Raw genomic sequence first — 22,116 nt, 5'->3', positions numbered from 1 at the left:
AACCGCTGTGCTCGCCCGTCCGTTCCGACTGACGCGAGGCACTGACTACAGGTCAGTCGTCCGTCGCGGTGTCCGGTGCGGGGGCGGCCGAGTCGTCACCTCGATGCTGACGACCGGCGAAGCGCGCGAACCCCGGTTCGGGTTCATCATCAGCAAGCAGGTGGGTACCGCTGTGATCCGTAACACCGTGCGCCGACGGCTCAAAGCCGTGTGCGCGGACGCGATCGCAGACGTCCCTCAGGGCACGGATGTCGTCATCCGTGCCCTTCCTGCATCTGCGACAGCGACGTTCGCCGAGCTCCAGGCCGACGTGACGCGGTGTCTGGCCCGGCTGAGTCGTCCGGCGGCGAGGTCATGAGCGCCCTGCCGTCCTACGCGATGGGCGCAGGACATCTGCATGCGCGCGACCTCGGGCGCAGCATCCCCCTCATCCCGCGCAACCTCGTGCTGGGATTCCTCACGGCCTATCGCGCCGTGATCTCGCCGATCTACGGGGACGTGTGCGCGTACTACCCGTCGTGCTCGGCTTACGCTGTAGGTGCGGTGCAGCAGCACGGCGCCATCAAGGGAGCGGCGCTCTCGGCATGGCGCATCCTGCGATGCAATCCCTGGAGCAAAGGCGGCGTCGACGACGTGCGCCCTCACGACCATTTCCGACACGACCTGACCGCACGAGGTTTCGTCGTCCCTTCTCGAAAGGACTGAACAGTGGGTCTTGACCTTCTGCTCGCCTCTGCGACACCCGCCCCGGATTCCGGTGGGGGCGGCTTCGACCTGCTTGGCACGATCCTGTGGCCGCTGAAGTGGGCCGTCGAGCTCATCCTCGTCGCCTGGCACTGGCTGTTCACCGCGATCGGACTGCCGGAGGCATCCGGCGTCACCTGGATCCTCTCCATAGTCGGGCTCGTGATCGTCGTCCGCGGAGCGGTATTTCCCCTGTTCGTGCGGCAAATCAAGAGCCAGCGCAAGATGATGGAAATCGCTCCTGAGATGAAGAAGGTCCAGGAGAAGTACCGCGGCAAGAAGGACCAGCTTTCCCGCGAGGCCATGAGCCGCGAGACGATGGCGCTGTACAAGAAGCACGGCACGTCGCCGATGTCGAGCTGTCTTCCGCTGCTCGTCCAGATGCCGATCTTCTTCGCTCTGTTCAGCGTGCTCAACGACGTCCAGAAGATCCGTGACAACCCCGCCTTCAGCGGTGTCGGGCTGCTGAGCAACCAGCTCACCCAGCAGTTCTACGACGCGACGATCTTCGGGGACGTGTCGCTGCACGGCACCCTCGGCAACGCGGTCGAGACGCAGAACACCGTCGCGATCGTGATCCTCGTGATCCTCGTCGTGCTGATGATCGCGTCGCAGTTCTTCACCCAGCTGCAGATCATCTCGAAGAACCTCTCGCCGGAGGCCAAGACCGGCCAGGCGTACCAGATGCAGAAGATCATGCTCTACGTGCTGCCGCTGGGCTTCATCTTCTCGGGTGTGTTCTTCCCGCTCGGCGTCGTCGTCTACTGGTTCATCTCGAACCTGTGGACCATGGGCCAGCAGTTCCTCGTCATCCGTGAGATGCCGACGCCCGGATCCGAGGCCGCGAAGGCTCGCGAAGAGCGTCTCGCCCGCAAGGGCAAGGCGATCGACTCGTCCGGCAAGGTCGTTCCGATGGCGGTCTACGAGGCCGAGCAGCAGCGTCTGCTGGACGAGGCCGAGAAGGCCAAGCAGGCCGCTCCCAAGCGCGAGCAGCCGATGAGCAAGAAGCGGGCCAAGAAGAAGGGGTCGAACTGATGACCGCGGACAACGTCGCCGAGTGCACCGAACCGACGCTGGAGCAGTTGGAGAACGAGGGCGATGTCGCCGCGGACTTCATCGAGGCGCTGCTCGACATCGCCGACATCGATGGGGATCTGAACCTCGACGTCCGGCAGGGTCGGGCATACGTGTCGGTCGAGTCGGAGGAGGACAGCATCTCAGTGCTGTCCGAGCCGGAAACCGTGCAGGCACTGCAGGAGATCACCCGCCTTGCTGTCCAGAGCAAGACGGGCGCGTTCTCGCGTCTCATCCTCGACATCGGCGGATCGCGGGATGCGCGTCGTCGTCAGCTCGAGAAGCTGGTGGACGCCGCAGTCGCGAAGCTCGACGAGGGTGCATCGCAGGCGTCACTGCCGTCGATGTCGAGCTATGAGCGCAAGCTCGTGCACGACATCGTGGCCGACCGGAACCTCGTCTCAGAGTCGTACGGCGAGGGCGCGGACCGTCACACGGTCATCCGCCGGCGCTGATGTTTCACGTGAAACATCGCGAAGGATGCTGAGATGATTGTCGAGGTTGAGCCCGACGTCGCTGCGTCACTATTCGGTGATCGTATCGAGGTGGCGCGAGCCTTCACAACGAACCTCGCTGCGCAGGGGGAGGAGCGCGGACTGATCGGTCCGCTGGAGCTCCCGCGGCTGTGGACCCGACATGTGCTGAACAGTGCCATCGCCGCACCGCTCTTCCACGGTTCGGCTGCGGACGTCGGTTCCGGCGCCGGACTGCCCGGCCTCGTGCTGGCGATCGCCCGGCCGGATGTGTCGTGGACGCTGATCGAGCCCATGGAGCGTCGCGTCGCATGGCTGTCGGAGCAGGTGTCGGAGCTGGGCCTCTCGAATGCGACGGTGCTCCGAGCTCGTGCGGAGGACGTGCCGGCGGGTCAGTTCGACGTGGTCACCGCTCGTGCCGTCAGTGCACTGCGCACTCTGTTGCCCTGGACTGCCCCACTGGTGCGCGACGGCGGCGAGCTCGTACTGCTCAAGGGTCAGAATGCGGAGGCCGAGATCGATGCCGCCGCCAAGCCGCTGAAGAAGTTCAAGGTGTCTGACGTTCGGGTCGAGGTTCTGGGTGAGGGAGTGCTCGCCGAGACGACTCGGGTCGTGCGGGGGACCGTTCGGGGCTGAGCGTGAATGGGCCGGTGTTTCACGTGAAACATCGTGGTCCACTGGGATCGTTTCGACGCGGTCGCGCCTCGCTCAACCCGCTTCGACTTGCTGCGCTCACTCAACGACCCGATAAGCACGAACCTCTCTTCTCGCTCCGTTGATCGACGGGACGCTGCTTGCTGGGCGTTGAGCGGAGGGCGGAGCCCGTCGTTGAAGCTGTCTGGGTAGAGGATGTTTCACGTGAAACATCGAAACCTGCTGCTGGCAAGGTTTCGGCTCGGCTGCGCCTCGCTCAACGACCCGCGATACACGCGACGAAGAGCCGTGCGGCGCGTTGATCGGACCGGAGCCCGGACGGTGGATACCGGGTAGCGGACGGCGGAGCCTGCAGTCGACGCCGGGCGCGCATGGTCATGTTTCACGTGAAACATCCTGCGCTTGGAGCGTGCGTGCTTCGGCTCGGCGGCGCTGCGATCAACGCGCCTCCTCTCTTCGCTCGCTCAACGACGCGATGGGAACTCTGGGCGGCGACACTTGCGGGTCGTTGAGGGAGCGGTCGCAGGCCGCGAAGGCGAAACGGGGTGAGCGGAGGGCGAGGCCCGGAGTCGAAGCCGCACCAGCACGTCATGTTTCACGTGAAACATGACCGCGGATGCCCTGCGACTTCGGCGGATGCAGAACGGCAAGTAGAGTGGAACGCGGCCATCGAGAGGAGTGGATGTTTCACGTGAAACAGTCCGAAAAGACATCGCCGAACGAGGCTTTCGGGGTGGATACGCCCCTGGCACGCGAAATCGCCGACCTGAGCGCCCGCCGACGCAATCTGGAGGACGTGGATCTCCACTTCACCGGCTCGACCCGCGTCCTCACCGTGTCGAACCAGAAAGGCGGCGTCGGCAAGACGACCACCGCCGTCAACATCGCATCCGCGCTGGCATCCTTCGGTGCGAAGGTCCTCGTGATCGACCTGGATCCGCAGGGAAACGCATCCACGGCCCTCGGGGTTCCGCACAACGCCGAGACCGCGAGCATCTATGACGTCCTCATCGACGACGTTTCGCTCGCCGACGTGGTTCAATCGAGCCCGGAGTCCGAGACGCTGTTCTGCGCGCCCAGCACGATCCACCTCGCCGGCGCCGAAATCGAGCTGGTGTCGCAGGTAGCCCGTGAACACCGACTGCGCCGCGCGCTCGACCAGTACGTCGCCGACAACCCGGTCGATTTCGTCATCATCGACTGCCCGCCGTCGCTCGGTCTTCTCACGATCAACGCCTTCACGGCGGCATCCGAGGTGTTCATCCCCATCCAGTGCGAGTACTACGCGCTCGAAGGGCTCAGCCAACTGCTCGGCAGCATCCAGATGATTCAGAAGCACCTCAACCCCGGGCTTCACCTCTCGACGATCCTGCTCACGATGTACGACGGACGCACCCGTCTCGCGCAGCAGGTGGCCGATGAGGTCCGCAATCACTTCCCGGAGCAGGTGCTGAACACGGTCATCCCGCGTTCGGTGCGTGTGTCCGAGGCCCCCAGCTTCGGCCAGACGGTCATTGCGTACGACGGGAACTCCGCCGGCGCGATCGCGTACCGCGAGGCCGCTGTCGAGATCGTGTCGAAGAGTCAGACGACACAGAGCAAGGAGAACTGATGGCGAAGCGCACTGGACTGGGCCGGGGGATCGGAGCCCTCATCCCGACGGCAGATCAGACGACCCAGCGCCCGGTGGACGTGTTCTTCCCGGGTGCGCCGATCCAGGTCGCACCCGAGAAGCCCGAGCCGCAGGTAGATGAAGCTGCTGAGCCGGAGCTCGAATCCGTCCCCGGCATCCACCTGATCCAGGTCGATCCGATGAAGATCGTCCCCAACCCGCGTCAGCCGCGCACGCACTTCGACCCGCAGGACCTGGCCGAGCTCGTCCACAGCGTCCGCGAGTTCGGGGTGCTGCAGCCGGTCATCGTCCGCCGCAACGGCGACGGCGACTACGAGCTCATCATGGGGGAGCGGCGCACCCGTGCTGCACGCGAGGCGGGCCTCGACGCCATTCCGGCGATCGTCCGCGACACCGCCGACGAGGATCTCCTCCGCGACGCACTGCTCGAGAACCTGCACCGCTCCGAGCTGAACCCGCTCGAAGAGGCATCCGCCTACCAGCAGCTCCTCGAGGACTTCGGCATCACGCAGGAGGAGCTCGCCACGCGCATCGGCCGCTCCCGCCCGCAGATCAGCAACACGATCCGCCTGCTCCGTCTGCCCGTGCCCGTTCAACAGCGCGTCGCCGCCGGCGTCCTCTCCGCCGGCCACGCGCGCGCCCTGCTCTCCCTCGACGATCCCGAGCAGATGCAACGGCTCGCCGACAAAGTCGTCAATGAGGACCTCTCCGTCCGCGCGACGGAAGAGGCCACCAAAGCGCTCCCGGCATCCGGCGCGAAGAAGGTGAAGCCGCAGGCCGGCGCCCGCCGGGCGTACCTCGATGAGGTGGCAGGCAACCTCGGCGACCGTCTGAACACGCGCGTGAAGATCACTCTCGGTGCACGAAAAGGCCAGGTCGCGATTGAATTCGCCTCGATTCAGGACCTGAATCGCATCCTCGCCGAATTGGGCGAGGAGCAGTACGGATCCTGAGGCTCGTCGCGATCCTCCCGCCGCCGCATCCCTCGCGCTCGTAGAGTGGGGAGTGAGTGGGGAGAGATACATGTCTCAGAACAAGGGCACATCAGGGCGCTTCAGCGCGCGTGTGATCGGCATCAGCATCGCGGCCGCGCTCGGCGGCTTCCTGTTCGGATTCGACACGGCCGTCATCAACGGCGCCGTGGATGCGCTGGCCGGGGCCTTCGACCTCGGCCCGGGGCTGCAGGGCTTCGCCGTGTCGTCGGCGCTCCTCGGCTGCGCCGTCGGAGCATGGTTCGCGGGCAGCCTCGCGAACAGGCTCGGCCGCATCCCGGTCATGGTGATCGCCGCGACCATGTTCCTCGTGTCGGCGATCGGTTCCGGACTCGCCTTCGGCGTCATCGACCTCATCGTGTGGCGCGTGATCGGCGGACTCGGCGTCGGTGCGGCATCCGTCATCGCCCCCGCCTACATCGCCGAGGTCTCACCGGCCAAGGTGCGCGGGCGCCTCGGGTCGCTGCAGCAGCTCGCGATCGTGACCGGTATCTTCACCGCCCTGCTGTCGAACGCGCTGCTCGCGAACATCGCCGGGTCCGCGGCGAACGTGCTGTGGCTGGGCATCGACGCGTGGCGCTGGATGTTCATGGTCGAGGCCATCCCCGCCGTCGTCTACGGCCTCATGGCGCTCAAGCTCCCGGAGTCCCCGCGTTTCCTCGTCGCCAGAGGCAAGGTGGACAAGGCCTCGCAGGTGCTGTTCGACTTCACGGGCGAGACCGATGTGAATCTCAAGATCCAGGAGATCGAGGAGAGTCTCGGCGACGAGAAGAACGAGTCCCTGAAGGACCTGCGCGGCGAAAGGTTCGGGCTGAAGCCGATCGTGTGGGTCGGCATCCTGCTCAGCGTCTTCCAGCAGTTCGTCGGCATCAACGTCATCTTCTACTACTCGACGACGCTGTGGCTCTCCGTGGGCTTCGATGAGTCGAGCGCTCTCATGACGTCGGTCATCACGTCGATCACGAACATCGTCGTCACGATCATCGCGATCGTTCTCGTGGACCGGGTCGGCCGGCGACCGATGCTGCTGATCGGATCGGTCGGTATGGCGGTGACCCTCGGCATGATGGCCGTCGCCTTCTCGTTCGGGACGCTTCAGGACGGCGCCGTCACCCTCCCTGAACCGTGGTCGCTCATCGCGCTGATCTGCGCCAACGGGTTCGTGGTTTTCTTCGGCGCGACCTGGGGGCCGCTGGTGTGGGTGCTGCTGGGGGAGATGTTCCCCAACAAGATCCGTGCGGGCGCCCTCGCCGTCGCAGCCGCTGCCCAGTGGATCGCGAACTTCTTCATCTCGACGACCTTCCCGGCCTTCGCCGAGATCGGGCTGACCTTCGCCTACGGCTTCTACGCCTTCTTCGCCGTCGTGTCGTTCTTCTTCGTGTACTTCCAGGTGCCGGAGACGAAGGGCAAGGAGCTGGAGACGATGACGGATGTCGTGAACCTCCCGCGCCGTGGGGGCAGAAAGCGCGCGTAGGCTTGAGGTATGTCTGAAGCCGTCCCCCGCCGCGCGAGTCTCGAAGTGCTGCGCGCAGAGGCGTCGGACGAACTGGCCGTCCTCATTCAGGAGCGGCTGCTCAGCGGCGAGGACCCCTGGGACTTCATGGAGGACCTCCCGAGCGTCGACGAGCTCGTCGTCTACCTGCTGCGCGCCGACAACATCGCCGCGAACGACGGTGTGCGGCCCAACGCGGCCAGGAACTACCGCGTGATGCGCCAGATCGCGCTGGAGTACCCCGAGCTCACGCCCGCCGTGTGGGGGCTCCTCGGCGAGGGGCCCCGCTACCGCCGGTGGGATGCCAGGGTGGCCGACGCCTCCTGACGCTGGTCGCGGCGCGTCCTGACACCGCCACGACTGACCCGCAGACGCAGAGAAGGCGCGGACCGCACGGTCCGCGCCTTCTTCGTTCGTCCGGGGATCAGCCGATGAAAGCGGCGAGATCCTGCTCGAGAGCGGGCTTCGGCTTGGCGCCGATGATGGTCGTCTTGACGTCGCCGCCCTGGAAGACCTTCATCGCCGGGATCGACGTGATCTGGTACTTCATGGCCAGCTCGGGGTTCTCGTCGACGTTGAGCTTCATGATGGTGATCTTGTCGGGGTGCTCGGCCTGGATCTGGTCCAGGACAGGGGCGACCATGCGACACGGTCCGCACCACTCGGCCCAGAAGTCCACGAGGACGGGGCCCTCGGCCTGCAGGACGTCCTGCTCGAACGTCGCCTGGCTCGTTACCTTGGCAGTCATCTGCTTATCTCCTTGATCGAAGGTCACCTGCTGCAACAGCAGCGGTGTCGAAACTGTTCCCTACGCGATGATCGCGGCCGCTTCGGCGGCCGGGACCTCGACCGAGGCATCCTCGAGATCCGCGAGGAAGTTCTCGGCGTCCAGCGCCGCGACCGCTCCCGACCCGGCGGCCGTGATGGCCTGACGGTACGTCGGGTCGATGACGTCGCCGGCGGCGAAGACGCCGGGAACGGACGTGCGAGACGAGCGCCCGTCGACCCAGATCGTGCCCTCCGGAGTCAGATCGAGCTTGTCGTGCACGAGGTGGGTGCGCGGGTCGTTTCCGATGGCGATGAACAGGCCGTCCAAGGCCAGCTCGCGCGACGAGCCGTCGACCGTGTCGCGCAGGGTCACGCCGGTGAGGGCATCGCCACCCTCGATGGAGGTCACCTCGCTGTTCCAGATGAACTCGATCTTCTCGTTCGCGAACGCGCGCTCCTGCATGATCTTGGATGCCCGGAGGGTGTCCTTGCGGTGGATCACGTAGACCTTGTCGGCGAAGCGGGTGAGGAACGTGGCCTCTTCCATCGCGGAGTCGCCGCCGCCGACGACCGCGATCGTCTTCTCACGGAAGAAGAAGCCGTCGCACGTGGCGCACCACGAGACGCCGTAGCCGGAGAGGCGCTCCTCGCCCTCGATGCCGAGCTTGCGGTAAGCGGAGCCGGTCGCGTAGATGACGGTGTGCGCCTCGTGCTCCGCGCCGCTGCCGAGGACGACCTTCTTCACCGGACCGTCCAGCGACAGCGAGGTGACGTCGTCGTAGACGACCTCGGTGCCGAACTTCTCGGCCTGCGCCTGGAACTTCGACATCAGGTCAGGGCCCTGGATGCCGTCGGGGAAGCCGGGGTAGTTCTCGACCTCGGTGGTGTTCATCAGCTCGCCGCCGACCTCGACCGAGCTCGCGATGAGGAGCGGCTCGAGGTTCGCGCGGGCCGCGTAGATCGCGGCGGTGAATCCGGCGGGGCCGGAGCCGATGATGATGACCTTGCGCATGTCCTCTTCCTTCTCGCGTGAAAACGCGTCAGAGTGTGAAACCCATGGTAACCGCGCGGCATTCCCGGTCAGCGTCATGCGTCGGAATCGGCGGCCTTGTCCTTGCGTCGGCGGACGACGGTGCGGATGATGCCCAGCACGAGCAGCAGGCCGATGACGCCGCCCAGGATGCCGAGGCCGATGCCCTCCCATTCGGCGCGCACGGTGACGGTCGCGGTCTGGTCGGTGCCGATGTGCACGCCGGTGGGCGAGACGAGCCCGAAACGCACGTCGAGCACGCCGCTGCCCACCCGGGCCGACACCGGCACCTTGACGCGGGTGTTGCTGGCGGGCTGGGCGACGACCTCGGTGCGCGGTTCGATGTCCAGACGCGCGTCCGACGGCCGCGAGGTCAGCGTGACGTTGACGGGCCACGGCAGGTCGTTGTGCACCCACACCGGCAGGGGGGCGGCCGCGGTGAACAACTGCACGGGGCTCGGCGGCTGCACGCCGACGGCGTTCAGGGTGGCCGTGGTCTCGGTGCGGTGCGTCGCGGTGCCGGGGACGAACTGATTCGCCGAGCCGACGCCGATGAGGCGCAGGATCTCGATGCGCTCGGGGGAGAGCAGCACGAGCGGATCGTCGAGGATGGTCGCGAACGACGTCAGGCGGGCCTCGTCGGCGAGCAGGTTGTCGAGGGCGTCCGCGCGGTCGCGCGAGTCGTCCGAGACGATCGTGGCGGATGCCGGGTCGGAGGCGCGTGCCTCCGACAGCGGCGTGAGGTCGGCGATGGAGGACAGCGCGAGGATAGTCTCGCGCAGTGCGTCGGCCGTCCGCGTCTCGTCGCGATCGAGCCCGACGAGCAGCGACGCCTGCGGGACGAGGCTCAGCCGGGCGATGCCGGAGGTGATGGTCCGCTCACGGTCGGACTCATCGGCCGTCGCGGCCGCTTCGCTGATGACGGCTGAGGCATCGGCATCCGAGACGAGGATCCGATGATCGTCGACCTCGACGTGCGCACCGGACTCGGAGGCGACCGACGTCGAGGGCAGGATCGTGGTGACGTCGGTGTCCAGGTAGCCGTCGAAGGCGGCGAGATCGGCGGTGCGGACATCGCCGAGGGGCCACAGCACGCCGGACTCGGCGCCGCCCAGGGCGGTCAGCTCGGCATCGCTGGGGAGCTCGGGGCCGGATGCCGTCGGCGTGGGGGCGGGGGTCTCGCCGTCAGCCGGCGGCGCTGTGAAGTCGGCGGGGTCGAGGTAGGGGGTCAGCGGCAGTGTCGAGAGCAGCTCGGGCAGTTCGGCACGGGCCTGGACGGTCGCATCCGCGTCGCCGGGCTGCAGGGCGAACCGCTCGTTCGCGAGCGATTCCAGCCGCGCGAGCCACGCCGTGGCATCCGCGGGTGCCGCTGTTCCGAGAGCACGGATCGCCGCGGGGATGAGCGGGTCGACGGCGAGGGCGGCCGAGGTTCCCGCCGCGCCGTCGAGCTGGGCCGTGAGGGCCCCGTCGGGGGCGGTGAGCGCGGTGAGCTCGTCGGCTGAGAGCAGGCCGCCGTCCGCAGGGGTGGCGGTGATCGGCACGACCACGGTCAGCTGCAGGTCGGTGTCGCCGGTGACGACGAGGACGCTGGTGGCTCCGGCGATGCCCGAGATCTTCGGGCCGGAGATCAGTGCGCGCAGGGGGTAGACGCCCTCCGGCAGATCGCCGAGCACAGCCGAGGTCGCGCTGATCGACGTCGATGCGCTCTCGGATGCCGCGACGTCTCCGGACTCCTCGGATCCGATCGACGTGAAGGTCCCGTCGGCGTCGCCGCCGTTGAGCCAGGCGGTGAGGGATGCGGCATCCGCCAGCGGCGTCTTGTTGATCTCGACCGTGACGCGCCCTGCGGCGAGAGCCGCGTCGCTGCCGTTGTCGATCGTGACGGTGGCGGTGACGGGGGCGTCGGGGGCGCCGCGGCCGTGGATGCCGGCGGTCAGCGAGAGCTCGACCGTGCCGGTGTCCTCGGGGGTCTGGGTTTCGGCGGATGCGGATGCCGGGGCGAGTAGCTGCCCTGATGCGACCAGCCCGACGGCGAGGGCCGACGCCAGTACGCCGCGGATGCCGCGGTTCGCGCGCGCGCGTCTGCCGGTTCGGGGGCTGATCAAGTCTCTGGTCTTCCTCGGGGCGCGCAGGAGCGACCCGTGAGTGGTGACCCCGCAATTCTAGGTGTGCGGCTTCGGGGAATCCTGAAGGCGCGTAGAGTGACGGCCGTGTCCGAAGCCCTCCCGCCTGTCCCGGATCCCGCTCTCGCCTCGGCGCTGGCCGCGGATCTGGATGCCGCCGACTTCCGCTCCGAACCGCTCCGGCGTCTGTGGGGAGAGGAGGCCGACGACGCACTCGGCCGGGGAGTCCGCGAGCCTGTCCTGCGGGCGATCACCCGCGACGTCGGCCCGCTGGCGACCGCCGGCCGATTCTTCGTTCTCGGGATGCCCCAGCCGGCGGCCCTGGTCGACGCGGCGTTCGCTCGTGTCGGGGTGGACGGCCTTGTCGCCCTGGGACTTGCCCGCGTCGACGGCGCGGATGCGGTGCCGACCGCGCTGGTGCGCCCGCAGTCCTTCGTGGATGCCGACGGCGTCGGGGAGTGGTGGATCGCCAGCGACCTCGACGAGCTGGCTCTCGGCACGGCGCTGCCGGCCGATCATGTTCTCGGGGTCGGTGGAGCATCGCGGACGCTCGCGGAGCTCGTCGTGCCCGTGCCGGTCGCGCGTGCACTGGACCTGGGGACGGGATGCGGCATCCAGGCGCTGCTCGTCGCCCGGCATGCCGGAGAGGTCGTCGCGACCGACATCTCCGAGCGCGCGCTGGCCTTCGCGGCGCTCAACGCCCGCCTGAACGGCGTGACGAACATCACGTTCCGTCAGGGCAGCATGTTCGAGCCGGTCGCCGGCGAGGCGTTCGACCTGATCGTGTCGAACCCGCCGTTCGTCATCACGCCGCGGGTGGAGGGCGTGACGGCCTACGAGTACCGCGACGGGGGACTGGTGGGGGATGCGCTGGTCGAGGCGTTCGTCCGGTCGGTCCCAGGCCATCTGACCCCCGGCGGCATCGCGCAGCTGCTCGGCAACTGGGAGTCGGTATCTTCGCTCCCTGTGCCGCAGTCTTCGCTCCCTGTGCCGCAGTCTTCGCTCCCTGAGCCTGTCGAAGGGTCGAAGACGACCCCCGGCCTCACCCGCCTGGAGTCCTGGATCGACCCCGCCCTCGACGCCTGGGTGATCGAGCGCGAAGAGCTCACCCCGCTCGCGTACGCCGAGCTGTGGGTCCGCGACGGCGGCACGACGCCACGCGAGGCGACGTTCGGGCGGATGCTGGAGGCGTGGCTCGACGACTTCACCGCCCGCGGGGTGACCGCAGTCGGATTCGGGTACGTGCTGCTGCGTCGTCCTGCCGCACCAGGGGAATCGCTGCACCGCTTCGAGAAGGTGTCGCAGCCGCTCGCGGCGCCCGGCGGTTCGCTCGGTCGGGCGCTGCGGGACGGCCTCGCGGCGCACGATGGGCTGCGCGACGGCGTCCCGCACATGCTCGTGACGGCGCCCGATGTCACCGAGGCGCGGCACTACCTGCCCGGCAACGACGATCCGAGCGTGATCGAGCTGCGGCAGGGCGGCGGTTTCGGTCGCACCGTCGAAGTCGATCCGGCGCTCGCCGGTTTCGTCGGGGCGTGCGACGGCGAGCTGTCGGTCATGCAGATCGTCTCGGCGATCGCCGACCTGTTCGAGGTGCCGCTGGTGGATCTGTGGGCGGACCTCGAGCCGCGCATCCGCGAGCTCGTGCTCGACGGGTTCCTCGTCCCAGCGCCGTGAAGGGGGAATGCCACCGGCATCCATTCGGTTGCATACGACCATGAAGGCTTTCGGATTCCTCTCCTTCGGGCACTACGCGCCCGTGCCCGGTTCGGGCACCCGTACGGCGGCGGACATGCTGCACCAGACGATCGACCTCGCCGTCGGTGCGGATGAGATCGGCGTCAACGGTGCCTACGTCCGCGTGCACCACTTCGCCCGTCAGGCCGCATCGCCCATGCCGCTGCTGGCCGCGATGGCCGCGAAGACCGAGCGCATCGAGGTAGGCACGGGCGTCATCGACATGCGGTACGAGAACCCGCTGCAGTTCGCCGAGGAGGCCGCCGCGCTCGACCTCATCGCGCGCGGACGCATCGCGCTGGGCATCAGCCGCGGATCACCCGAGACCGCGCTGCGCGGCTACGAGGCGTTCGGCTACGTCGGGTCGGAGGATCCGCGCGGCGCCGACCTCGCCCGTGACAAGTTCGAGCTGTTCCTCGAGGCGATCGATGGTGCAGGAGTGGTCCAGGGAGATCCGCAGCAGGTCGGCGAGGGCAGGTACCTGGCGATCGAGCCGCGCTCCGAGACGTTGCGCGACCACATCTGGTGGGGATCCGGATCGCGCGCCACGGCCGAGGAGACCGGCCGCAAGGGTCTGAACCTCATGAGCTCGACGCTGCTGACCGAGGCCACCGGCGCGCAGTTCCATGAGCTGCAGCGCGAGCAGATCGATCTGTATCGCGCGGCGTACAAAGCGGCGGGCCACACCGGGACGCCGCGGGTGTCGGTCAGCCGCAGCATCTTCCCGCTCGTGTCCGATATGGACCGCGCGTACTTCGGGCTGCGCAGCGCCGAGAACGGCGACCAGGTCGGGATCATCGACGGCTTCCGCTCGACGTTCGGCAAGACCTACGCCGCCGAACCCGACGTGCTCATCGATCAGCTGCTCGCCGATGAAGCCGTGATGGCCGCCGACACCCTGATGCTCACGATCCCGAACCAGCTGGGCGTCGACTACAACCTGCACGTGCTGCAGGCGTTCGCCGAACACGTCGCCCCTGCTCTGGGCTGGAAGCCCAACACCGAGGGCCCGGTGCAGGGCGACCCCGCCTGAACTCCTCCCCTGCACAGCTCCTCTCGTGCACAACTTCGGATTTCGGCCCCGACACGCGGGGCCGGACGCCGGATGCCGCGGCGTGTCGCCCGCGGCATCCGAAGCTGCGCACAGGGAACGGGGCGGGGCGGGGCGGCTACTGCGCGGGCTGCTCCAGAGGCACGAGCACCCAGGTGGCGCCGTTCAGCGTGAGCTGGGCATCCTCGGGCCCGGTGTACTGACTGTCGATCACCGTGATCAGGCGAGTGGACGCCTGCAGGTTGGCGGTGAAGCTCTCCAACGCGGCGCGGTCGCCCTGCGCGCTGAGGCTCACCGCGATCGCCACGAGCGTCCCGCTGGACGCGGTGTCCAGCGACACCCCGACCGGCGCGACGTAGGCCTGCGCGGGCTCGAATCGCAGCGCCGTCATGGTGACCCCTGCGCTGCCGGCCGCCGCGTTGATCTGATCGATCAGCGCCTGCTGCGAGCGTGCGGCGGGGATCTCGGCCTGCGTGCTCGCCAACTGCGCCTTGTACTCGTCGAGGTGCGCATCGTCCTCGGCGAGGGCGGTGTTCTTCGCCTGCTGGATCTGGTTCAGCTGCCGCACGCTGTCGGTCTGCGTGTTCGCCGTCGAGATCCGGTCGAGCTGCGGCTGCACGCCGATGAACCAACCACCGATGAGGACCAGGAAGGCCAGCAGGCCGACGACGATGAGGCTGAAGCGGTATCTGGACATGGTGTCATTCCTCCGGGTTCGTCAGATCGTCGGTGGATCCGGCGTCCGCGATCGCGGAGCTCTCGTCGGGAGCGGCTGGTGCCGGCGGTGCGATGACGGAGGATTCGAGTTCGCTGCGGAGCGTCGCGAGGCGGTCCTGGTCAAGGCGCTCGGTGCGTGCCGTGCCGCCCAGGGCCGAGGAGTTCAGCTGGATGACGCCGGTGATGAGGTACCCCTCGTCGTCGCCGGCGACCGCGTCGACGGTCGCGCTCGCATAGCCGGTGAGCTCCTGCAGCCGGTTCAGGAGCGGGGTGGGCGAGTCGAAGACGCTCGCCGTGGCCGTGAAGGTGATCTCGATGACGCCCGGTGAGTCGAGACCGGCGGTGGCGACGGCCGTCGAGGATGCTGCGGCGCCGAGCACGCCCTTGACCGTGATCACCTCGGATGCGAGCGTGACGCCGTCCGGCATGGCGCCGTCGAGCTCGCGCATGATGCGCGACCAGTCCGCCTCGGAGTACAGCGCCGACATCGCGGCGATCTCGTAGTCGCCGAGCAGGGCCCGCACGTTCGCCACCTCGGTGTAGCGGTTCTGCTCGACGATCAGCTGGGCGCTGAGCGCCTGCTCCTTCGCGAGTGTCTGCTCGGAGCCGTTCGCGAGGAACGACGCGGCGAGGCTCCCGGCCGCCACGACGACGGCCAGGCCCACAAGACCCGCCATCAGACCGCGGATGCGCGCGTTCTCGGTGCGCCGCACCTCGATGATCGGCGGGATCAGGTCGACTCTGGCGACGGATGCCACGTTCGCAGAGCCGCGGCGCGGCGCAGGTGTCTTGGTCGTCTTCATCACTTCTCTCCCACCGTGACGCCCAGCGGCGCGGCCAGTTCGAGCGCCCAGTTCTCGACGCCGGACGCCCGCACCTTGCTGCTCATCGAGAACGCCGCGAGCGGGTCTCCGTGCACGGTCGGCACGCCGAGGGCCCGCGTGAGCACCGGCGCGAGGCCCATCAGCCGGCTGCCGCCGCCGGTGAGCAAGACCTGGGCGATGGGCCGCTCGGGGTGCGCGCCGGCGTAGAAGTTCAGGGTGTTGCGGATGCTGTCGATCAGCGCCGCCACGTTCTCGCGGAGCACCGTCTCGGCCTCGATGTCGTGGGCGCTGGTGGCGCCGCCCTGCAGGCCGCGGTTGATCTTGTCGATCTCGGCCTCGGCGAAGGGGATGCTCAGGGCGCGCTCGATCGCGTGCGTGACGTCGTCGCCGCCGCTGGGCACCATGCGCACGAACTCGGGCATCGACCCGGTCGCGATGACGACGGTGGTGCTGGCGGCGCCGATGTTGATGATCGCCTGCGTGCCGCTGTTCGCGTTCGAGAGCGTGCGCAGCAGCGAGAAGCCCGAGAAGTCGACGGCGTCGATGGGCCGGCCGGCCTTCTCGATGGCGTTCACGGTGCTCTCGAGGCTGGCGCGGGCGGTGGCCACGAGCAGTCCTTCGTGGCGGGGCTCGTTGTGCTCGGTGACGGCGCGCAGCGGCAGGAAGTCGAGGATCGAGTCGTCGAGGTCGATCGGGATGTGACCTTCGACGGCGAATCGCAGCGCCGACTTGCGCTGAGCGGCGGGCATTGCCGGCAGCGTCATCTCGCGCACGACCACCTTGCGGTTGCCGATGCCGAAGGCGACCTTGTTGGTCGTGAAGCCGGCCGACTTCCACAGCTGCTTGATCGCGGCCGCGCCGCGGCGTTCGTCGGTGATCTCGCCGTCGAAGACCGTGCCCTCGGTGACGCCGACCGCCCCGAAGCGCGTGATCTTGGGGCGGTTCGAGTACGCGCCGTCGACCTGCACCCCTCGCAGACCGCGTCTGCCGATGTCGAGTGCGACTACTCCTGCCATGGGGATCCTCCGTGAGATGTGGATGCTGGGGCGCGGCCGGTCATGCCAGACCCACCGCGGACAGATAGAGGTCGGCGATCGCGGCGCCGGCGAACACGCCGGTCCACGCGCCGATGATCATGAACGGCCCGAACGGGACGCCCGACTTGCGGCCGGCCTTCCGGGTCGCGATCAGCACCGCGCCGACGATGCCGCCGATGACGAACGCACTGAACCCGCCGACGATCAGTGCGGCCACCCGCCAGCCCAGCGTCAGGCCGAGCGCGCCGGCGAGCTTCACATCGCCCCAGCCCATGCCGTCGCGCCACCCGAGCGCGAGCAGCAGGTACAGGCCCCCGAGGGCGACCAGACCCACGCCGGCAGAGATGAGACGCGCCGGCTCGCCGGTGAGGGCGGTGGCCAGCACGATGAGCACGGCGCTCACGGCGTACGAGGCGCGTGATCACGTCGGGCGCCGGTGATGGTCGAGATCGATGAGTGCCAGGGCGATGCCGGCCGCCGCCCAGTACAGCAGCAGCGGCAGGATCGCCGCAGGGTAGACCGCGCCGTAGGCACCGGCCACGACGCCGGCGAAGGCCAGCGCGGTGAGCAGTTCGACGGCGGGGTACCGCAGCGAGATGCGCGCACCGCAGCGGCGGCAGCGGCCCCGCAGGATCAGGTACGACAGCATCGGCAGGTTGTCGTACCAGGCGATCGCGTGACCGCAGTGCGGGCAGGCGCTTCCGGGGCGCACGATGCTCATGCCCTGCGGCACGCGCCAGATCACGACGTTGAGGAACGACCCGATGAGCGCGCCGAAGACGGCAGCCACCGGGATCGCGAACCACGCGGGGATCAGCGGATCCGTCATCCGATCTCCTTGTAGTCGCCGAAGGTCGAACCGCTCGTCATGGCCGGGGCGTTCCATTTCTGGGTCGCCGAGCCGTTGCAGGCGATCAGGCGCAGGTGCGACCAGGCGTAACCGGGCTCGGGGACGGCGGCCAGGCACATGCTCGGGTTGCTGGCGAGCTGGAACGTGTAGGCGTTCAGGGCGTTGACGGTGTCCGTGTTGCGGATGAACTTCTGCTGGTTGTTCAGCGAGGAGGCGTTGGTCGGGTTTCTGCAGGCGACGAAGTAGACGTCGGTGTTGCCGCTGCTGAGCGTCCGGGTCGTCAGGCAGTAGTACTTGTTGTCCGCGGCGCGGACGTAGATGGCCTGGGCCGCCGAGCTCTTGGCGGAGCCCGTCGGCTCGGAATAGTTCCACTTGTGGTTCCACCGGAGGTCGTTGCCGGTGCCGGTCGGGTCCTGCTTGCACGGGTAGATGATCATGAAGCTCTTGCTGATCTGCTCGTCGGTCACATCCATGCAGCGGCCGAACTCGCTGAAGTTCACGATCTGCTTCGTGTCGATGCTCGCAGCCCCCGCGCCGACGCTCGGGCTCGGTTCGAAGGAGGCGGTCGAGGTCGTGCGCTCGATCACCGTCGTTCCGCTGATGCCGAGCCAGCGTCCGCCGCGGCTCGTGTTCGCCTCGTTCTGGCTCACCCACGACCCCGGGGGCTCCCAGCTCCACAGCTGGTTGCCGTGAGCGGCCTTGTTGGTGGCGGCGCACGCCCGCAGCGTCGCATTGACCTGGTTCGTGCTGGTGCCCCACTGACGTCCCGTGATGCACAGCACCGTGGCCGACTTGACGGTCGAGGCGAGCTTGAGCTTGTAGTCGGTGTCGTACACCCACATGCTCAGGGTGTTGTCGGTGCACTGCGCGATCGGCACGACGTTGATCGTGCTTCCCGCCGTGGCCGACGTCGCCTTCAGGCACCTGGTGCGGTCGGTGTTGCGGATCAGCCCGCCGGGGATGTTCACGGTGGTCGTGGTGAACGTGTACAGGGCCGTGATGGTTCGGGTGCCGCCACTCGCGGCGGAGTCGCTGCCCTGCGAGACGATCCGCACGTACTTCGGCTGCTTGGTGAGGTCCGCCGACAGCGGGTACGGCAGCGCGTTGGCGGCGAGCCACGCGTCGCTGCGCGCAGTCGGGTCGAGCTGGTAGTACTTCAGGGTGACGCTGTAGCCGAGGGTGCTGCCGGCGACGCCGTCGACGGTGCCGGTGAGGGTGGACGGGAGCTTGGTCGGGTCGCCGTAGGTGACGGCCGACGGCCCGACGCCGACGGTCTTCGTGTTCGAGCGCAGCACCGAGAGGGTCGATTGGATGCCGGCTTGAGCGGCGTAGCCGGTGCGGGTGTTCTTCTGCGCGAGCTGGGCGGCCTGCGCCTGCGAGAGCAGCACCGTGAGCAGCACGAGCATGACACCGCCGGCGAAGACCGAGAAGATGACGGTCATGAGCAGGGCTGAGCCGCGCTCGCCATCGTGAGCGGAGCGGGTGGATGCCGGGCGGGCGAGTCCGCGGAATCTGATCACGGTCGGTACCCCGTTCCTGCGCACACCGGGTTGGCGCTCTGCCCATTCGTGCCCACCGCGTTGGAGATCGAATCGAAGGAGCTGTTCTTGGCGTAGATCGTCGTGGTGGTCTCGGTGCCTGCGGAGTCGGAGGTGCCGGCGATCACGTGCACGGTGAGGCCCTGGTAGTTGCTGATGCCGCCGGCCGCGGCGACGACGCTGAACGGGTAGGTCGTGGTCGCGGCGCCGCGCACGTCGCGGAGGATCACGCCCCAGGTTCCGGTGGCGGGCGATGCGGAGGCCTTCCAGGTGCGCAGCGCCACCGTGCCGTCGTCGCTGTTGTATCGCAGCTGCGAGCACGTCTCGACACCGGAGGATGCCGAGACGGCACTGGTGCGCCATTCCACGTAGGCGCGGTGGCCGACGGTGCCGGGGCGGTTGATGGCGTCGGCGTAGCGGACGGATCGCTCGAGGCGCTGCAGCGAGATGCCGATCGCGCTGGAGGTCTGCGCGTCGGTGCGCGCGTCGTTGGTCGCACGCGAGACGGCGACGATGCCGCCGATGAACATGGCCAGGAAGATCGAGAAGATGCCCATCGCGATGATGAGTTCGATGAGGCTGTAGCCGCGCTCGTGCTCGCGCTCGTAGCCGCGCTCGTGCTCGCGCTCGTATTCGCGGTCGTGTTCGCGCCGGGTCACTCGGTCCGCCACTTCAGGTCTCCCCTCGTGTCGAACAGGCCGGAGGCGGTGTAGCGGCAGGTGCCGTCGCCGTCGCAGGCGCCGGGGTAGGTCACGACGACGATCACCCGGATCATCTGGCTGCGGCCGGCAGCCAGGGTCGATTCGGCCCCGGGGTCGTTCGATGCGCCCGAGATCCTCGTGCACGCGCCGCCGGCGACGGGCTGGTAGCAGGTGCCGATGAGCACGGTGGAGGCGTAGGCCGATCCGCTGCGCGTGGTGGTCTGCTGGATCGGGATGGCCGGCGTTCCGCTGGAGACGGTCGGCCAGGCCGGGTAGCTCTGGGCGAGACCGGGAACGCCGGATGCCGCACTCCACGCCGTCTTCACGGCGGTCTCGCTGCGGCCGGCGACGAGAGTGGCGAGCTGGGCGTTCGAGGTCGTCAGGCGCTGCACCTCGTCCATGCGCTGGGTGGCGACCGTGACGGCGACCTGGGTGCGCTGCTGCTGGGCCGCCAGGCGCAGGCTCTGCATCGCGAAGGCGCCGAGGGCGACGGCGACGCCCAGCAGCAGGGCGACGGCGATGATGACCTCGATGAGGGTGAAGCCCTCGTCGTGCTTCGGTCGGGTGCGCACGGGCGTCCTCCTCTCGGCGCCGGGATGGGAATCGGTTGTGCCTGCACGCTGGGGGCGTGCAGGCACAACCGATGGGGGGTTGCGTGGGTTACGGGGTCGGCCACTTACCAGCGCCGTCCGCGCTCTTGTAGACGTAGCTCTCGGTGACGTTGTCGTTCTTTCCAGTGATCGTGTAGGCCTGCGTGGTCGAGTCGAAGGTGATCGCGATCGTGTTGTCCGGCGAGACGGTGCCCTTGACGGTGCCGACGGTGTACGAGTTCTTCGTGGCTGTGACATCGGTGAGCCCGTTGACCTTACCGTTGTTCGCCGTCGTGGCCTGCTCGACGACGAGGACGGCATTGGCGACGTCGGTCTCGACCGAGGCCTTCCACGCGCCGGTGCGCATGTTCAGGAAGATCGGGATGGCGACGGCGGCCAGGATTCCGATGATGATGACGACGACGAGGAGCTCGATCAGGGTGAAGCCCTTCTCGCCCTTCTCCTTCTTCGCGAGGGTCTCAGCGACCAGCTTGTTCATGGTGATTCCGTTCTTCTTTGTGCAATGACTATGTGCCGGCTGGGATAGACGACAGTCGAAAAATAGCGGGCCATTCAGGCGGATCACAAGAACTGAGAATCCCGGGCGTGTCGCAAAAATCCCTGGTCAGAAGGCATATTTTTGGGTCGAGATTGAACGCGATGACCTCGTGTGCTTTTCACCGTCGGTGACGGCGTCCACGCAGCGGATTCGCGTTCGGAACGACGCGGCAACTGGGTCCGATGCCGGTCGTGTTGTGAGCAGTTTTGGTTGTGAGCAGTTTTGGCTGTGAGCAGTTTTTCTTCTGGGTCGGGTATTCGGAATGGGAACAGGGACTACGGGGATTACAGGGACTGGATGTTCTGGAAGATCATGAACATGGGCAGGTACAGGGCGACGATCATGTAGCCGAGCAGACCGCCCATGAACACGATCATCAGCGGCTCGAGCATGGCGGTCAGGCCCGCGCTCATGGTCTCGACCTCGTCGTCGTAGAAGTCGGCAGTCTTCGAGAGCATGGTGTCGATCGACCCCGACTCCTCGCCGATCGCGACCATCTGCACGAGCATCTCGGGAAAGACGTCCGTTGCGGCCAGCGCCTCGGCGATCGGCCGGCCCTGGCGTACGGCATCCTGAACGCTGGTGAGCGCCTGGTTGATGACGTAGTTGTCGCTGGTCGCCCCCACGATCGCCAGCGACTGCAGGATCGGCACACCCGAGGCGAGCATGGTGGCGAAGTTGCGGGTGAAGCGCGTCAGCGCGATCTTCGAGTTGAGCTTGCCGAACACCGGTATCTTCAGCTTGACGGGGTCGACGACCCGGCGCACGGCATCCGTGTTCTTGCTGCGCCCCCACCAGATCAGGAACGCGACGACCACGACGATCGTCACCGGGGCGATGATCGGCATGGCCTTAGAAAGGTCGACCAGGCCCTGCGTCGGTCCTGGCAGCGCTCCGCCCAGATCGGCGAACATCTTCTCGAACACCGGGACGATGAAGATGAGCATCGCCGCCACGGCGAGCACCGCGACGATCAGCACGACGATCGGGTACGTCAGGGCCGACTTCACCTTGCCGCGCAGCTTGCTCTCGGCCTCGAAGTTGTCGGCGACCATGACGAGCGACCGGTCGAGGAATCCGCCGGTCTCGCCCGCGCGCACCAGGTGCACCATGATGGGCGGGATCACCAGGGGGAACTCCTCCAGCGCGACCGACAGCGCCGTGCCGCCCTCGACCTTCGCGGCGATCTGCTCGACCGTGCGCCGCAGCATCGGGTTGTCGATCTGGCCCTGCACGATCCCCAGGGTGCGCAGGATCGAGACCCCCGCGTTCACCATGGTCGCCATCTGGCGGGTGAGGACGGCGAGGTCCTTGAGCGACGGACGCTTCTCGAGCCCGGGGATCGAGATCTCCTGCTGGAGCCCGGTGCCGGCGCCCTTCGCGGTGAGCTTCTCGGGCATGACCCCGCTCGCGCGCAGCTGCTGGATCGCACTCGCCTCGGACGCTGCATCCACCACGCCCTTGACCTTGTTGCCGCCGGCATCCGTTCCGCGGTACGCCCACTGCGGGGTCTTCGCACTCGTCGCCAT

24 protein-coding genes are annotated in these 22,116 nt (G+C 67.8%); 11 read left to right on the top strand and 13 right to left on the bottom strand.

Annotation, left to right across the window (positions count from 1 at the left end; all coding sequences use genetic code 11):
- The first annotated feature begins 7 nt into the window (after positions 1-7).
- The 9 genes from rnpA to HWX58_RS11375 all read left to right on the top strand — a co-directional run bounded on the left by rnpA (position 8) and on the right by HWX58_RS11375 (position 7,389).
- Positions 8-358, top strand: a complete 351-nt coding sequence (gene rnpA, locus HWX58_RS11415; RefSeq protein ID WP_175987840.1) for a ribonuclease P protein component — start codon at positions 8-10, stop codon at positions 356-358.
- A complete protein-coding gene (gene yidD / locus HWX58_RS11410; RefSeq protein WP_175987838.1) occupies positions 355-705 on the top strand; it encodes a membrane protein insertion efficiency factor YidD in 351 nt (116 codons plus the stop codon). The genes rnpA and yidD overlap by 4 nt, the downstream gene beginning before the upstream one ends.
- Positions 706-708: 3 nt before the next feature.
- A complete protein-coding gene (yidC, locus tag HWX58_RS11405; protein ID WP_175987836.1) occupies positions 709-1,779 on the top strand; it encodes a membrane protein insertase YidC in 1,071 nt (356 codons plus the stop codon).
- Complete coding sequence (locus tag HWX58_RS11400; RefSeq protein ID WP_175987835.1) at positions 1,779-2,273, top strand: Jag family protein; 495 nt, start codon at positions 1,779-1,781, stop codon at positions 2,271-2,273. Before yidC ends, HWX58_RS11400 begins: the two co-directional genes overlap by 1 nt.
- Positions 2,274-2,306: 33 nt before the next feature.
- On the top strand, positions 2,307-2,927 hold the full coding sequence (gene rsmG, locus HWX58_RS11395) for a 16S rRNA (guanine(527)-N(7))-methyltransferase RsmG (protein WP_175987833.1): 621 nt from the start codon (positions 2,307-2,309) through the stop codon (positions 2,925-2,927).
- Positions 2,928-3,627: 700 nt separating this feature from the next.
- Positions 3,628-4,557 (top strand): ParA family protein, encoded by a 930-nt coding sequence (locus tag HWX58_RS11390; RefSeq protein WP_175987831.1) that lies wholly within the window; start codon positions 3,628-3,630, stop codon positions 4,555-4,557.
- On the top strand, positions 4,557-5,531 hold the full coding sequence (locus tag HWX58_RS11385; protein ID WP_175987829.1) for a ParB/RepB/Spo0J family partition protein: 975 nt from the start codon (positions 4,557-4,559) through the stop codon (positions 5,529-5,531). Before HWX58_RS11390 ends, HWX58_RS11385 begins: the two co-directional genes overlap by 1 nt.
- A 70-nt stretch (positions 5,532-5,601) precedes the next feature.
- Complete coding sequence (locus HWX58_RS11380; protein WP_175987827.1) at positions 5,602-7,044, top strand: sugar porter family MFS transporter; 1,443 nt, start codon at positions 5,602-5,604, stop codon at positions 7,042-7,044.
- Positions 7,045-7,053: 9 nt separating this feature from the next.
- Positions 7,054-7,389 carry a tryptophan synthase subunit alpha gene (locus HWX58_RS11375; RefSeq protein WP_175987825.1) on the top strand — a complete coding sequence of 112 codons (336 nt, stop codon included), beginning with the start codon at positions 7,054-7,056 and terminating at the stop codon, positions 7,387-7,389.
- Positions 7,390-7,486: 97 nt separating this feature from the next.
- Here HWX58_RS11375 and trxA read toward each other — a convergent pair whose 3' ends face one another.
- The 3 genes from trxA to HWX58_RS11360 all read right to left on the bottom strand — a co-directional run bounded on the left by trxA (position 7,487) and on the right by HWX58_RS11360 (position 10,965).
- The gene (gene trxA / locus HWX58_RS11370; RefSeq protein WP_175987824.1) at positions 7,487-7,810 is read right to left on the bottom strand and encodes a thioredoxin; all 324 of its coding nucleotides are present in this window, start codon (positions 7,808-7,810) and stop codon (positions 7,487-7,489) included.
- Between the two features lie 60 nt (positions 7,811-7,870).
- The gene (gene trxB, locus HWX58_RS11365) at positions 7,871-8,842 is read right to left on the bottom strand and encodes a thioredoxin-disulfide reductase (RefSeq protein WP_175987822.1); all 972 of its coding nucleotides are present in this window, start codon (positions 8,840-8,842) and stop codon (positions 7,871-7,873) included.
- 74 nt (positions 8,843-8,916) lie between these two features.
- Entirely contained in the window at positions 8,917-10,965 is a 2,049-nt protein-coding gene (locus HWX58_RS11360; RefSeq protein WP_175987820.1) for a DUF6049 family protein, read from the bottom strand.
- A gap of 96 nt (positions 10,966-11,061) precedes the next feature.
- On the opposite strand from HWX58_RS11360, the gene HWX58_RS11355 reads away from it, so the two are divergent.
- Positions 11,062-12,660 (top strand): DUF7059 domain-containing protein, encoded by a 1,599-nt coding sequence (locus HWX58_RS11355; RefSeq protein WP_175987817.1) that lies wholly within the window; start codon positions 11,062-11,064, stop codon positions 12,658-12,660.
- Positions 12,661-12,700: 40 nt separating this feature from the next.
- Positions 12,701-13,753 carry an LLM class flavin-dependent oxidoreductase gene (locus tag HWX58_RS11350; protein ID WP_175987816.1) on the top strand — a complete coding sequence of 351 codons (1,053 nt, stop codon included), beginning with the start codon at positions 12,701-12,703 and terminating at the stop codon, positions 13,751-13,753.
- A gap of 136 nt (positions 13,754-13,889) precedes the next feature.
- Here HWX58_RS11350 and HWX58_RS11345 read toward each other — a convergent pair whose 3' ends face one another.
- The 10 genes from HWX58_RS11345 to HWX58_RS11305 all read right to left on the bottom strand — a co-directional run bounded on the left by HWX58_RS11345 (position 13,890) and on the right by HWX58_RS11305 (position 22,116).
- Positions 13,890-14,468 (bottom strand): hypothetical protein, encoded by a 579-nt coding sequence (locus HWX58_RS11345; RefSeq protein WP_175987814.1) that lies wholly within the window; start codon positions 14,466-14,468, stop codon positions 13,890-13,892.
- 4 nt (positions 14,469-14,472) lie between these two features.
- Positions 14,473-15,291: a PilN family protein gene (locus HWX58_RS11340; protein ID WP_175987811.1), complete on the bottom strand. Its 819-nt coding sequence runs from the start codon at positions 15,289-15,291 to the stop codon at positions 14,473-14,475.
- The gene (pilM, locus tag HWX58_RS11335; RefSeq protein ID WP_175987810.1) at positions 15,291-16,328 is read right to left on the bottom strand and encodes a type IV pilus assembly protein PilM; all 1,038 of its coding nucleotides are present in this window, start codon (positions 16,326-16,328) and stop codon (positions 15,291-15,293) included. Before pilM ends, HWX58_RS11340 begins: the two co-directional genes overlap by 1 nt.
- A gap of 40 nt (positions 16,329-16,368) precedes the next feature.
- Positions 16,369-16,752 (bottom strand): prepilin peptidase, encoded by a 384-nt coding sequence (locus HWX58_RS15150; RefSeq protein ID WP_250646204.1) that lies wholly within the window; start codon positions 16,750-16,752, stop codon positions 16,369-16,371.
- A gap of 18 nt (positions 16,753-16,770) precedes the next feature.
- The gene (locus tag HWX58_RS15145) at positions 16,771-17,178 is read right to left on the bottom strand and encodes a prepilin peptidase (RefSeq protein WP_250646203.1); all 408 of its coding nucleotides are present in this window, start codon (positions 17,176-17,178) and stop codon (positions 16,771-16,773) included.
- Positions 17,175-18,719 (bottom strand): ricin-type beta-trefoil lectin domain protein, encoded by a 1,545-nt coding sequence (locus HWX58_RS11325; protein WP_175987808.1) that lies wholly within the window; start codon positions 18,717-18,719, stop codon positions 17,175-17,177. Before HWX58_RS11325 ends, HWX58_RS15145 begins: the two co-directional genes overlap by 4 nt.
- Positions 18,716-19,396: a prepilin-type N-terminal cleavage/methylation domain-containing protein gene (locus HWX58_RS11320; protein WP_175987805.1), complete on the bottom strand. Its 681-nt coding sequence runs from the start codon at positions 19,394-19,396 to the stop codon at positions 18,716-18,718. Before HWX58_RS11320 ends, HWX58_RS11325 begins: the two co-directional genes overlap by 4 nt.
- Positions 19,393-20,010, bottom strand: coding sequence for a type IV pilus modification PilV family protein (locus HWX58_RS11315; protein WP_175987803.1), 618 nt, complete (start codon positions 20,008-20,010; stop codon positions 19,393-19,395). The genes HWX58_RS11320 and HWX58_RS11315 overlap by 4 nt, the downstream gene beginning before the upstream one ends.
- Before the next feature lie 88 nt (positions 20,011-20,098).
- Positions 20,099-20,527: a type IV pilin protein gene (locus HWX58_RS15290; protein ID WP_175987801.1), complete on the bottom strand. Its 429-nt coding sequence runs from the start codon at positions 20,525-20,527 to the stop codon at positions 20,099-20,101.
- A gap of 344 nt (positions 20,528-20,871) precedes the next feature.
- Complete coding sequence (locus HWX58_RS11305; protein WP_175987798.1) at positions 20,872-22,116, bottom strand: type II secretion system F family protein; 1,245 nt, start codon at positions 22,114-22,116, stop codon at positions 20,872-20,874.

Source organism: Microbacterium tenebrionis (assembly GCF_903645325.1).
In the GTDB taxonomy this organism is placed as follows: domain Bacteria; phylum Actinomycetota; class Actinomycetes; order Actinomycetales; family Microbacteriaceae; genus Microbacterium; species Microbacterium tenebrionis.
Note: the sequence above shows the minus strand (reverse complement) of the source record. Positions and strands in the feature narration are given on the sequence as shown.

Coding starts and splice junctions, on each gene's coding strand:
- yidD (WP_175987838.1), top strand. CDS start 355: ATGAGCGCCCTGCCGTCCTACGCGATGGGCGCAGGACATCTGCATGCG.
- HWX58_RS11400 (WP_175987835.1), top strand. CDS start 1,779: ATGACCGCGGACAACGTCGCCGAGTGCACCGAACCGACGCTGGAGCAG.
- rsmG (WP_175987833.1), top strand. CDS start 2,307: ATGATTGTCGAGGTTGAGCCCGACGTCGCTGCGTCACTATTCGGTGAT.
- HWX58_RS11390 (WP_175987831.1), top strand. CDS start 3,628: ATGTTTCACGTGAAACAGTCCGAAAAGACATCGCCGAACGAGGCTTTC.
- HWX58_RS11385 (WP_175987829.1), top strand. CDS start 4,557: ATGGCGAAGCGCACTGGACTGGGCCGGGGGATCGGAGCCCTCATCCCG.
- HWX58_RS11380 (WP_175987827.1), top strand. CDS start 5,602: ATGTCTCAGAACAAGGGCACATCAGGGCGCTTCAGCGCGCGTGTGATC.
- HWX58_RS11375 (WP_175987825.1), top strand. CDS start 7,054: ATGTCTGAAGCCGTCCCCCGCCGCGCGAGTCTCGAAGTGCTGCGCGCA.
- trxA (WP_175987824.1), bottom strand. CDS start 7,810: ATGACTGCCAAGGTAACGAGCCAGGCGACGTTCGAGCAGGACGTCCTG.
- trxB (WP_175987822.1), bottom strand. CDS start 8,842: ATGCGCAAGGTCATCATCATCGGCTCCGGCCCCGCCGGATTCACCGCC.
- HWX58_RS11350 (WP_175987816.1), top strand. CDS start 12,701: ATGAAGGCTTTCGGATTCCTCTCCTTCGGGCACTACGCGCCCGTGCCC.
- HWX58_RS11345 (WP_175987814.1), bottom strand. CDS start 14,468: ATGTCCAGATACCGCTTCAGCCTCATCGTCGTCGGCCTGCTGGCCTTC.
- HWX58_RS11340 (WP_175987811.1), bottom strand. CDS start 15,291: ATGAAGACGACCAAGACACCTGCGCCGCGCCGCGGCTCTGCGAACGTG.
- pilM (WP_175987810.1), bottom strand. CDS start 16,328: ATGGCAGGAGTAGTCGCACTCGACATCGGCAGACGCGGTCTGCGAGGG.
- HWX58_RS15145 (WP_250646203.1), bottom strand. CDS start 17,178: ATGACGGATCCGCTGATCCCCGCGTGGTTCGCGATCCCGGTGGCTGCC.
- HWX58_RS15290 (WP_175987801.1), bottom strand. CDS start 20,527: ATGAACAAGCTGGTCGCTGAGACCCTCGCGAAGAAGGAGAAGGGCGAG.
- HWX58_RS11305 (WP_175987798.1), bottom strand. CDS start 22,116: ATGGCGACGAGTGCGAAGACCCCGCAGTGGGCGTACCGCGGAACGGAT.